The sequence below is a fragment of the Nocardiopsis eucommiae genome (assembly GCF_965344335.1).
Lineage (GTDB): Bacteria > Actinomycetota > Actinomycetes > Streptosporangiales > Streptosporangiaceae > Nocardiopsis > Nocardiopsis eucommiae.
This window is the reverse complement of the sequence record NZ_CBDRIY010000001.1, coordinates 327678-339199: the sequence shown is the minus strand read 5'-3', so window position 1 is coordinate 339199 and position 11522 is coordinate 327678. Positions and strand designations below refer to the sequence as shown.

At 72.0% G+C, this 11522-nt stretch carries 8 protein-coding genes; 4 read left to right on the top strand and 4 right to left on the bottom strand.

Features of this window, described 5'->3' with window-relative positions; genetic code table 11:
- Positions 1 to 832: 832 nt before the first annotated feature.
- Together ACRWK8_RS01495 and ACRWK8_RS01490 are read left to right on the top strand one after the other, a co-directional pair.
- Positions 833 to 2392: a BCCT family transporter gene (locus ACRWK8_RS01495; RefSeq protein WP_431867804.1), complete on the top strand. Its 1560-nt coding sequence runs from the start codon at positions 833 to 835 to the stop codon at positions 2390 to 2392.
- 197 nt (positions 2393 to 2589) lie between these two features.
- A complete protein-coding gene (locus ACRWK8_RS01490) occupies positions 2590 to 3639 on the top strand; it encodes a ferric reductase-like transmembrane domain-containing protein (RefSeq protein ID WP_378734583.1) in 1050 nt (349 codons plus the stop codon).
- Between the two features lie 57 nt (positions 3640 to 3696).
- Here ACRWK8_RS01490 and ACRWK8_RS01485 read toward each other — a convergent pair whose 3' ends face one another.
- Genes ACRWK8_RS01485 through ACRWK8_RS01475 form a run of 3 tightly spaced genes read right to left on the bottom strand, consistent with a single transcriptional unit; the run spans position 3697 to position 6795 of the window.
- Positions 3697 to 4521 carry a carbohydrate ABC transporter permease gene (locus tag ACRWK8_RS01485; RefSeq protein WP_431867801.1) on the bottom strand — a complete coding sequence of 275 codons (825 nt, stop codon included), beginning with the start codon at positions 4519 to 4521 and terminating at the stop codon, positions 3697 to 3699.
- Positions 4521 to 5471 (bottom strand): carbohydrate ABC transporter permease, encoded by a 951-nt coding sequence (locus ACRWK8_RS01480; RefSeq protein WP_431867799.1) that lies wholly within the window; start codon positions 5469 to 5471, stop codon positions 4521 to 4523. Before ACRWK8_RS01480 ends, ACRWK8_RS01485 begins: the two co-directional genes overlap by 1 nt.
- On the bottom strand, positions 5464 to 6795 hold the full coding sequence (locus tag ACRWK8_RS01475; protein ID WP_431867797.1) for an ABC transporter substrate-binding protein: 1332 nt from the start codon (positions 6793 to 6795) through the stop codon (positions 5464 to 5466). Before ACRWK8_RS01475 ends, ACRWK8_RS01480 begins: the two co-directional genes overlap by 8 nt.
- Positions 6796 to 7044: 249 nt before the next feature.
- On the opposite strand from ACRWK8_RS01475, the gene ACRWK8_RS01470 reads away from it, so the two are divergent.
- Positions 7045 to 9198 carry an alpha-N-acetylglucosaminidase gene (locus ACRWK8_RS01470; RefSeq protein ID WP_431867795.1) on the top strand — a complete coding sequence of 718 codons (2154 nt, stop codon included), beginning with the start codon at positions 7045 to 7047 and terminating at the stop codon, positions 9196 to 9198.
- Positions 9199 to 9461: 263 nt separating this feature from the next.
- The gene (locus ACRWK8_RS01465) at positions 9462 to 10574 is read left to right on the top strand and encodes a winged helix DNA-binding domain-containing protein (protein ID WP_431867793.1); all 1113 of its coding nucleotides are present in this window, start codon (positions 9462 to 9464) and stop codon (positions 10572 to 10574) included.
- A gap of 150 nt (positions 10575 to 10724) precedes the next feature.
- Here ACRWK8_RS01465 and ACRWK8_RS01460 read toward each other — a convergent pair whose 3' ends face one another.
- Entirely contained in the window at positions 10725 to 11498 is a 774-nt protein-coding gene (locus ACRWK8_RS01460; RefSeq protein ID WP_378734594.1) for an NAD(P)-dependent oxidoreductase, read from the bottom strand.
- Positions 11499 to 11522: the final 24 nt, after the last annotated feature.

The window sequence follows — 11522 nt, the reverse complement described above, 5'->3', positions numbered from 1 at the left end:
GCTCCGGGGCCAGAGCACACCCTCTGGTGGGCGCGGTGTGGCGCCCCCGCCACGCGGCGCCACGCCGGACCCCTTCTCCCCCGAACGCCCGAGGGGCAGGGCCTGGCGCCCTCCCCCGGTCCCACCGACGCCCGGTCTCCCCGGCCCCCGCCGGTAGGTCCGACACCCCACCCGCGTGGTCGGCCGTGGTCGACGCCGGAGGACGCGCCCCGCCTCCTCCTGACTCCGGACGGGCCGTCGTCCGCTCCCTCCCCGCCCCCGTGTCGGCCCCGAGCTCCGCGCCACCGGGGTGGCGTCCCCGCTCCCACATGCGAGTACGCTCGTCCGGAGGCCTTTTCCAGCTCTTCGGCCCCGTGGGGCTCGACCGCTCTCACACCGCCCAACGAGGTCGGTACGCGAAGGTCGGACCACGAGCGGTGGCCGGTCCGCACTCCGGTCCGGAGCTGCGCGAAGGCCTTTCGAGTCAGTGCGCAGCCGTGCTGTCGACCTCGCCGGGCGCTGACTCGGTCAGGGGCCGTCCCAGCCGTGGCCGCCACCGGCACCCGCGTCGCGGACCCTTCGCGACGCTGTTCTCGTTCTCCCGGACTCCGTCCCACTCGCCTCGACACCGACCGTCCCGCTGTTCCGTTCGGCGTCGAAGGGCGCCCGTCGCCATGCGCGCTCCGGGACGGTCCTCCGGGTTCCGATCTTCCACCGACGAACAGGCGGTCCACTCCCGTGCGACGTCCACTCGACCCCAGAACGGTCGTACTCCACTGCCCACCGCCGTGCGACGCCCCACCCCGTGTGTCCCCCGTGACCGCGGCGCGGATCGCTCGAAAGGTGTCGACACATGAATGACGCTCCGGCCGGGCGAAGAACCGTCGGGGTGGTCTTCTGGGCCTCCCTCGCGATCTCCGCCCTGTTCGTGGTCTGGGGCGTGGTCGCTCCGGAACACCAGATGTCCACGATGAACACCGCCCTGAACGGGATCACCTCCAGCTTCGGCTGGGCGTACCTGCTGCTCCCCCTCCTCCTGATCGGGCTCCTGGTCTGGCTGGCCCTCAGCCGCTACGGCCGCGTCCGGCTGGGCGCCGACGAGGACCGCCCCGAGTTCGCCACGCACACCTGGATCGCCATGATCCTCTGCGCGGTCATGGGCATCGGCCTGGTCTCCTACGGCATCGCCGAGCCGATCTCGCACTTCGCGGCTCCCCCGCACGACCTGGCAGAGCCGGGAACCCCCCAGGCCGCCGTCCTCGCGCTCCAGTACTCCTTCTACGACTGGGGCCTGCACGCCTGGGCCATCTTCGCGGTCTTCGGCCTGGCCCTGGGCTACTCGATGTACCGCAAGCAGCGGCCCGGCCTGGTCAGCGCGCTGTTCCGGCCGCTGCTGGGACGGCACGCCGACGGCCCGGCGGGCAAGGCCATCGACGTCTTCACGGTCTTCGCGACCCTGTTCGGCACCACCACCTCGCTCGGGCTGGGCGCGCTCCAGATCGACAACGGCCTGAACCGCATCCTGGGCACGCCCACCGGAGCCACCACCCAGGTCGTCATCGTGGTCGTGGTCACGGTGCTCTTCAGCCTCTCGGCGGCCTCGGGCGTCAAGCGGGGCATCCGCTACACCAGCGAGATCAACCTGTCGGTGGCCTCGGTGCTCTTCGTCTTCGTGCTGTTCCTGGGCCCGACGGCCTTCCTCGTCTCGCTCTTCCTGGAGTCCCTGGGCCAGTACGGCGGCGAGTTCCTGCTGATGAGCCTGCGTGGCCCGGCCTTCGGTGACACCGACTGGCTCCAGATGTGGACCTACTTCATGATGGCCTGGTGGGTGTCCTGGGGCGCCTTCGTCGGTGTGTTCCTGGCCCGCATCTCGCGCGGCCGCACGATCCGCCAGTTCATCCTGGTCGTCCTCGGGATGCCCAGCCTCGCCTTCTTCGCGTGGTTCTCCGTGTTCGGCGGCGCGGCCATCGACCTGGACCTGAACCACGGCACGGACATCGCCGGGGCCACAGCGGCGGACCTGAACAGCGCCTTCTTCGTCACCCTGGCCGAGTTCCCGCTGCCCATGGTGACGGCGACGCTGGTGGTGATCCTGGCGGTGCTCTTCTTCGTCTCCGGGGCCGACGCCAACACGTACGTGCTGGGCATGCTCACCACCCACGGGTCCATCCGGCCCCGCACGCCGATCCTGCTGCTGTGGGGCGCGGTGACCGGTGCCCTGGCGATCATCCTGCTGCTCTCCGGGGGCCTCAACGTCCTCCAGCAGACGGTGATCGTGGCCTCGGCGCCCTTCCTCGTGGTCATCGTGGGCGTGGTGGTCAGCTTCCTGCGTGACCTGCGCACCGAACCCGACACCTCCTCGTCCGGGCACCACGTGGCCACCCAGGCGGAGGAGCCGTCCCCGGCGGGCTGACCGCCGGTACCGGATTCGCCGACGCGCACCGACGGGCCCCTCCCACACGGAAGGGGCCCGTCGGCGTCCGTGCGTCGGACCGCTCCCAGGGGGATGGACGGCGGACGGACCGCTCCGGTTCACTGTGATCGCCGTGGGGAAACCCCTCGCACGCCGCGGCGTCGTCCCGTCCCCCCACCCCCTCTGGGAGACCCCACATGAACCCCTCCCCGTCCCCCGAACGCTCCGCCGGCGCCGGGAGAAGACCCCGGCTCGACCGCCGCACCCTCAGATCCGACCTGCGTCACCTGCTCTTCGACGCGACCGCCGCCCTCGCCGTGACCTTCGTGATGTTCGTGGTCCTGTACCTGCGCGTCGAGGGCGGAACCTCGCGGACGCTGGAGGTGATGCCCCACCTCGCCGACGCCCAGCGGTACTGGCTGTACTGGGCCTGCCAGGCCTTCGGCTGGTCCGCGCTGCTGTGGGCGTGGATCACCGTGATGCTCGGCCTGCTGCGCGCCACCAGGCCGCTGCCCTCGTCGCCCGTCAACCTCTCCCGGCTGGAGCGCTGGCACCGGGTCACCAGCGTCACCACCATCGGGCTGATGTTCGGCCACGCCCTCGCGTTCTTCCTCGAACTCCTCCGGGAGAACGCCGACGGCCTCGGCGCGTTCCCGCTCCTGTTCTCGGCGTTCGTCGACGTGTTCGTGCCGGGCGGTTACTCCACGGGGACCGGCCAGGTCGCCATCCTGCTGGGTCTGATCGCCCTCTACCTGGCGATCCCGCTCAGCCTGTCGTTCTACGTGCGCGCCTGGACCGGGTCCCGGCTGTGGCGTGTCCTGCACCGCTTCGTCATCGTCGTCTACGTGCTGAGCGTGTGGCACACCCTGCTGTACGGCACGAACGTGTGGTTCGACGGAGCGTTCCGCACCTTCGTCTGGGCGCTCCAGCTCCCCGTGGCCCTGCTGTTCCTGGCCCGGCTGCTCGCCCCGCTGCGCCCGGAGGAGCGTCTCACCCGCGCCGACCTCACCCGGGGTCCGGCGCTCGCCGGTCCGGCCCGGCTCTGCGGCCGCCTCCTGGCCGCCGTCGGCGTGGTCGTCCTGCTGCTTGTCACGGTGACCGGCCGCGACGGCGGACGAACCCCGGGGCAGGCGTCCGGGGACATGCTGGTCACCCAGCCGATGGTGTGGGGCGGGCTGGCCGTCCTGCTGACCGTCATGGGCGCGGTCGGCCTCGCGGTCCGGGCCGCGGGCCGGGAAGCCAGCTAGCGGAGTCGGCGTGACGGCGGGGCGGAGGTGGGACCTCCGCCCCGCCGTCACCCTTTCTCACCCCTTCACGGCGCCCCGCGTGATGCCGTTGACGAAGCTGCGCTGGAAGGCCAGGTAGACGACCACGATGGGAGCGATCACGATCAGGCTGGCCGCCGAGAGCAGGGGGATGTCGGTCCCGTACTGGCCGACGAACAGTCCCAGGCCCGTGGGCGCGGTGCGCAGGGCCGGGGTCTGCATCATCACGAGGATGAGCAGGAACTGGTTCCACGACCACATGAACACCAGCACAGACAGCGTGGTGACGGCGGGCCACGAGATCGGGAGCAGCACCCGGGCGAGCACGACGCTGTCGCGGGCGCCGTCCACCCGCGCCGCCTCCACCAGTTCCCTGGGGACCCCGGCGAAGTGGGACTGCATCCAGTACACGCCGAACGGCAGGAACAGGGCGACCTCGGCCAGGACCACCCCCGTGTAGGTGTTGGTCAGCCCCACCTCCCGCAGGTTGAGGTACAGGGCGATGACCAGCAGTTCCACCGGGAGCGTGAGGCCCAGGACGAAGCCCAGGGAGAGCACCCGGCCGCCCCACACGCCGAGGATCGAGAGCGCGTACCCGGCCAGGGTCGCGAAGCAGACCGTCAGCGGCACGACGCACACGGCGATGACGAAGCCGGACCTGGTCAGTTGGTCGAAGCGCCCCGCCTCCCAGGCCAGCCGGAAGTTCTCCCACGACCACTGCTGCGGCACACTCAGGCCGCCGACCGCGCTCCCGGTGGGGTGGAGGGCGGCCAGGACGATCCCGAGGAAGGGGAACAGCACGAGCACGGCGATCAGCGCCAGCACGCCGTGGCGCAGGACCGAGACGGGGACGTCTTGACGCATCACTTCTCCCTCGCGAGCAGGCGGATGACGCTGACCAGGGCGACGACCAGCAGGGTCAGGACCACGGCGAGCGCGCTGGCGGCGCCGATGTCTCCCTCGTTGAAGGCGAGCCGGTAGACGAGCAGCGCCGGGACGTTGGTCTGTCCGGCGGGGCCGCCGTTGGTGGTGACGTACACGAGGTCGAAGCTGGCCAGCGCGGCGATGGTGGTGATGACGCCCGCGATGCTGATCTCCTTGCGGAGCCCGGGCAGCGTGACGTGGCGGAACCGGCGCATCCGTCCGGCCCCGTCGAGGGCGGCGGCCTCGTGCAGCGCGGGGTCGATCTTCTGGGCACCGCTCATGAACAGGACCATGCAGAGGCCGCTCATGCACCACGTGCCGATCAGGCCGAGGGCGATCAGCGCGAAGTGGTAGTCGGCCAGCCAGGAGCGGGTCAGCCCGTCCAGGCCCACCGCTCCCAGGAACTCGTTGACGGCGCCGTCGCCGCTGTAGAGCCAGCGCCAGGTGGTGCCCACCGCCACCAGGGGCAGCACCTGGGGCAGGAAGTAGACCGTCCGGTAGAAGGTCGTCCCCCGGCCGCCCCGGGCGGTGAGCAGCCCGGTCATGAGCAAACCCACCGCGATGGGGACGAAGGAGAAGAAGACGATGAGCACGAGCCCGTTGCCGATCGCCCCGGCCAGGAGCGGGTCCGTGACGACCCGCGTGTAGTTCTCCACTCCGGCCCAGGTCGGCGGTTGGACGCCGTCCCAGTCCAGGAAGGAGAAGGAGAAAGTGCTCAGCGCGGGGTAGATCGCGAAGCCGCCGTAGACGGCCAGGGCGGGCAGCAGGTAGAGCCACCCCTTGAGCCCGGTCCGGACCCGCCGCCACCGACGCGGGCGCCCGCCCCCGGCACCGTGGGTCGGCGCGGGGGCGGGCGTGGTGTGCGGGTGCGCTGGCGCGCCGTCACTCATGGTGGCTTTCCCATTCGGCCTGCAAGGAGGCGAGGAACTCCTCCGGGGTGGCGCTCCCCGAGATGAGCCCCTGGATCCCGGGGGTGAGCTGGTCGATCATGCCGGGTGCGGCGTGGTCGGGGAACGGGACGATCCCCTCGTTGTCAGCGACCGTGGAGAAGCCGAAGTTGACCTCGTTCAGCAGGCCGTAGCTCTCGGTCGGTGCCTGGGTGTCGACGGGCATGAAGCCGGTGGCCAGCTGGATCTCGGCCGCCTCCACGCTGCTGAGGTAGTTGAGGAACGCGGCGGCCACGTCCGGGTGCTCGGTGTGGGAGGAGACGGCGTAGGCGACGCTGCCGCCGGAGGCGACCGGGGCCTGGTCGACGGCGGTCCCCGGCATGAGCAGGAAGCCCACGTCGTCGCCCATCTCCGCCTCCAGTTCGAAGGCGGCCCAGTTCCCGGTCACCAGGAACATGCTGTCGCCGTCGACGAACTCGGCGCGGGCGTCGTTGTCCGAGGTCGCGTTGGCGCTCTCGGGGACGTACCCCGCCTCGACCCAGCGGTGGAAGGTCTCGGTGGCCTCGGCCGCCGCCTCGGTCTCGATCGTGGCGCCCTCCGCTCCGTACACCCAGTCCTTGTAGTCGTCGCGGTCTCCGAGGCCGTTGAGCAGGGCGTTCCAGATCTGGAAGCCGCCCACTTCGAGGCCGCCCACGCTCATGGGGGCGATGTCGGCCTGGTGGGCGAGTTCGAGGGCGGCCTCGAAGTCCTCCAGGGTGGCGGGCGGTTCGGGGACCCCGGCCTCCTCCATGACCTCGGTGTTGTGGAAGACGCCCAGGACGGAGAGGGCTCCGGGTGCCGCGTAGAGGCTGCCCGTGGCGAACTCGGTGGCCTCCTCGTTGGACTGGAGCGGCTCCAGGGTCGCCTCCGGGAAGGTCTCGTCCCAGGCGTAGGCCTCGGCGTAGGGGTCGAGGTTGAGGATGTGGCCGCCGGGGATGAGCGAGCGCATCGCGCCGGGGTTGTACTGGGCGATGTCGGGGGCGTCGTCCGAGGTCATCGACAGGCTGATGGTCTTCACGTAGTCCGTGAACTGGGTCTGCTGGAGCTCGATGCTCACGTTGGGGTACATGGCCGTGAACCCCTCCACCAGTTCGTGGGTGGGAGGGTCGTCCGCGAAGGCCAGGGTCAGGGTGGCCTCCGTGTCACTGATGTCGGTGGAGACGTCGTCCGGTGTGTTGTCCTGGGCGGAACCGCCGGAGAGGGCGGCGCAGGCCGTGAGCGTGAGCACGGCCGCCGCGCCCGCCAGCGAGAACGCGGCGGGGCGCAGAACCTTTTCCTTGGGGGGCATCCTGATTCTCCGTTGATCCTTTTTGTCGGGGGGTGCCGGGCGTCCTGGGGAAACCGACTTCCCAACCCCCGGAACGGCGGGTCAACGAAGGAAACTCCGGCGCGGAATTCGCAGGTCGCACGGGATCCGACACCGCGCTCCCCACCCCGAAGCCGGAACCGGAGCCTGGTACCCCAAGGCTTGTCCGGCCTCAGATCAATTATGTACTGTACGTAACTGAATTCTCACGACGCAACTTGGATAACCTAAATGTCCGCTATAGCAACAGATCCTCCAATTTGGGATTCAGTGGTGACCGGGTTGGTCACCAGGATTCTCGGCCGAGGCCATCCGGATGTCCACTTCCTGTCACTCGACGCGCGGGAGAGGTCCTTCGAGTTCGGCGCCGAGGCGGGCGTCCTCACTGTCGCCGCCACCGACGCCCTCGCCGCCGCCGTCGGGGTGCACACCTACCTGCGGACCGTCTGCGCGGTCGCGGTCGGCTGGGACACCCCCCGGCCGCTGCCCGTCACGGAGTTCCCTGACGCCCCGCCCACCCGGGGGACCGCCGAGACCGAGCACCTCTACTACCTGAACTTCTGCACGCAGGGGTACACGTCCGCCTACTGGGGCTGGGACGACTGGGAGCGTGAGACCGACTGGATGGCGCTGCACGGCGTCACCATGCCGCTCACCCTGCTCGGCCACGAGGCGGTGCTGCGCGAGGCCCTCACCGGGCTCGGTCTGGACGAGTCCACCGTGCTGCGGTTCCTGGGCGGTCCCGGCTACCTGCCCTGGCAGTACATGGGCAACCTGGACGGCTTCCCGGACCCGATGCCCTCCTCGTGGATCGACGCCCACCTGGACCTGGCCCGGAGGGTGCTCGAACGCCAGCGCTCGTTCGGCATGACCCCGGTGCTCCCCGGATTCACCGGCCACGTCCCCGCCGGACTCGCCCCGGGCCGGACCCGCACCCGCGACTGGCAGGGCTTCCGGACCCACGTCCTGGACCCCGCCGACCCCCTGTACGCGCGCGCGGCGGAGGAGGTCGCGGGCGTCCAGGCCCGCCTGCTGGGCACCGACCACCTGTACGCGATCGACCCCTTCATCGAGATGGTGCCGGTGGACGCCGACCCCGCCTTCCCCGGTGCGGTGGCCCGGGCCACCCTGGACGGCCTGACCGGGGCCGACCCGGACGCGGTGTGGGTCCTCCAGGCCTGGCCGTTCTCGTACCAGCGGGACTTCTGGTCCGACTCCCGGGTGAACGCCTTCCTGGACGCGATCCCCGACGATCGGGTGCTGGTCCTGGACCTGTGGGCGGAGGAGGACCCGCAGTGGTCCCGGTTGGACTCGTTCGGCTCCAAGGCCTGGATCTGGTGCGCGCTGCTCAACTTCGGCGGCCGCACCGACCCGATCGGGGACCTCCAGGGCGCCGTGGACGGGATCAACGCGGCCAAGGCCACGGGAAACCGGCCCGTCGGGCTCGGGCTGGCCATGGAGGGCACCCGGAACAACCCCGCCTTCTTCCACCTCGTGGCCGACCAGGCGTGGACCCGGACGGAGGACGTGCGCAGGGACTGGCTGCCCGGGTTCGTCCGGGGGCGCTACGGCGCGGACGCCGACCCGGCCCTGCTCGCAGCCTGGCGGGGGCTGAACGCCACCGTCTACGGCGCTTCCGACGTGCGGATCTTCCCCGAGCAGTTCAACGGGGTGCTGACCGCGCGACCCGGCTACGCGGACCTCGCTTTCCCCGACCGCGTCCGGACGGACGCCGCCGGTCTGGTCTGGTACGACTGGGCGGACCTCGTCGGAGCCTGGGAGGCGCTGGTGGGCGCGGCCGAGCGGCACCCGGCACTCGCGGACGGCCCCCTCGGCGGCGACCTCGTCGACGTGGCCATGGCCGTCCTGTCCAGGGTCTGCGACCACCGGTACGCGGAGCTGGTGGAGGCGGCGGCGGGGCGCGGTGAGGTCCCGGAGGAGGGGGTCGCGCGGTTCCTGCGAGTGTTCGACGACCTCGACGCGCTGCTGGCCACCCGTCCCGAGTACCGGTACGCGACCTGGGAGGCCCGGGCGGAGGCGTGGGCCACGGACGACGACGAGCGGCGGGTCCTGCGGGACAACGCCCGCCGCATCCTCACCGTGTGGACCACGACCGAGGACACCGTGCTCGACGACTACGCCGCCCGGCTGTGGTCCGGGCTGGTCGGCGGCTACCACCGGCCCCGTTGGGCGGCCTGGTCACGGGGGCTGCCCCGCGCCCTCTCGGACCGGTCGGCGGCGGCGTCGGAGCTCGACCGCGAGCTGACCGGGATCGCGGAGCGCTTCCTGGCCGAGGGAGCGCCGCCGGTGCCGGTGCCCCAGGAGGGGGTCGTGGCCCGCTCCCGGCTGCTCCTGGACCGGTACGGGCGCGCCGACGCCCCCTGACCGCGCCCCGGGAAGACCGCCCGGACCGCCCTGCCCACGGACCGCGGCCCGGTGCGGACGTCGGGGCGACCGGCGCCGGGACGGCGGTGGTCCCCCACGGAACCGGGGGCCTGGCGGTGACCACGGAGGAACGCGACGCGGTCGGCACGTGGGGACGGCCCGGTCCGTGAGGAGCGCCACCGGTCGCCCCGGCGAAGGAGGACAGAACCTGACCTCGACCCCTGGGAGGGTTCCCGGGTACGAGAGGAACAGGGGAACAGACCATGCCCACGAAGAACGCGACCGTGCTGGACGACCGGGCGCTCAACCGTGCCGCCCTGGCCCGGCAGGCGCTGCTCGAACCGACCGGGAGGTCGGCGCTGGAGACCGTCTCCCACCTGGGCGGGCTCCAGGCCCAGGAGCCCCAGGAACCGTTCGTCGGGCTCTGGACCCGGATGCGGGCCTTCGAGGCCGCCACGCTGTCCGAGCTGCTGACCGAACGACGCGTCGTGCGGGTCCACCTCATGCGGCGCACCGTGCACCTGGTGACCGCCGAGGACGCCCTCGCCTGGCGGTCCCGGTTCGACGCCATGCTGCGCCAGAAGGTCATGGGGGTCTACCGGGACGACCTGCGCGGGGTGGACCTGGACGAGCTGGCCGAGGCGGGGCTGGCCGTGATGTCCGACGGCCAGCCGCGCACCATGACCGAACTGGTCGAAGCGCTCTTCCACCGCTGGCCGGAGCCGGGGCGGCGGCCGCTGGGCGAGATGCTGGTCTCGGCCCTGCTGCCGGTCGTGCAGGCCCCGCCGCGCGGGCTGTGGCGTACCCGGGGCGGGGTCCGCAACGTTCTGCTGTCCTCCTGGCTCGGTCAGGAGGTCGATCCGCTCCCCGCCGACGGCTCCGACCCGGCCGGTCGGGCCCTGGTCCGCCGCTACCTCGCCGCCTACGGCCCCGCGACCTCCACCGACCTGCGCTCCTGGTGCGGGCTGGCCGGGCTCCCCGCGGCGGTGGCCGCCGTGCGGGACGAGCTGGTGTCCTTCCGCGACGAGCGCGGCCGGGAACTGCTGGACCTGCCCGACGCGCCGCGACCGGACCCCGACACCGCGGCCCCCGTGCGCTTCCTGCCCGCCTTCGACAACGCCGTCCTCGGCTACCACTACCGGAACCGGTTCATCGACGACGAGCACCGGGGGCTGTCGGTGGCCGGTGAACGCGTGGTGCTCGTGGACGGCCGCCTCTCCGCGACCTGGCGCACCGAGGAGGGCACCGTGGTGGTCACCCCGCTCCGCCCGCTGTCCCGGGACGACCGGGAGGAGGTGGCGGAGCGGGGACGGCTGCTGGCCCTGTTCCTGACCGACCGGGACAGCGACCGCGTACGCGTAGAGGCGTCCCGCTGACGTCGACGTATCGTTCCCGGACGGCCAGGACAGCGACGCGTGCACATCGGAACGCCCCTCCGTGAGCGCCCGCCCCGGAGCCCGGGGAGGGCTGGCCCGGCCCGCACCGTCGGAACCGCCCCCGGTCGAACTGGCCGGGGGCGACCTCCGTCAGCCCTGCACGCCGTTGACGGCGAGCCTGCGCAGGGTCAGTTCCGAGGCGGTCGTCATCTCGTTCGGGACGCCGAGGGAGGCGAGGAAGTCAGCGGTGGCCCGCACCTCCTCGCTGCGCCGGGAGGCGTGCTTGACGGTCCCGCTGAGGAAGCGGTCGACCAGCTCCGCTCCGCCCGTGAGCTGGGAGGCGATCTGCTCGCGCACCCACTCCTCCGCTCCGGCGGCCCTGCCCGCCACGACGGCCTCGCACACCACCGAGGCGAGGGGCTTCATCAGGGAGCTGCGCAGGAGCTTGCGCGCCGTGGCCTCCCCCGGCTCCCCGGGCAGGGCCTCCACCTCGGCGCCCAGGGACGCGCACACGCGGGCGACCTCGGGGGCCCCCGGACCACTGGCGATGAGGTCGGTGGCGGCTCCCCCGATGGTCATCGGGCCGAGGATGGCCACGTCGGCGAACCGGGCCCCGGTGGCCTGGACCCTCTCGCTGAGCGACCTCATGACGTCGGGGGTGGCGGAGGTGAGGTCGGCGTAGACGGTGTCCGGGGTGAGCGCCCCGAGCACGCTGTCCGCGACGGCCGGGGCGACGGAGGCGGAGGTGAGCACCAGGACCATCTCCGCTCCGGCCACGGCCTCGTGGGCGGACTCCGCGCGCCGGACGCCCTCGGGGGTGTCCGCGGGGCCGGGGTCGAAACCGGTGACCTCGTGGCCCGCCCCGGTGAGCGCGGTGGCGTAGATGGTTCCGGCCTCACCGAGACCGATGACGGTGATACGCATGGTGACCTTTCGTCGTGTGGGAGC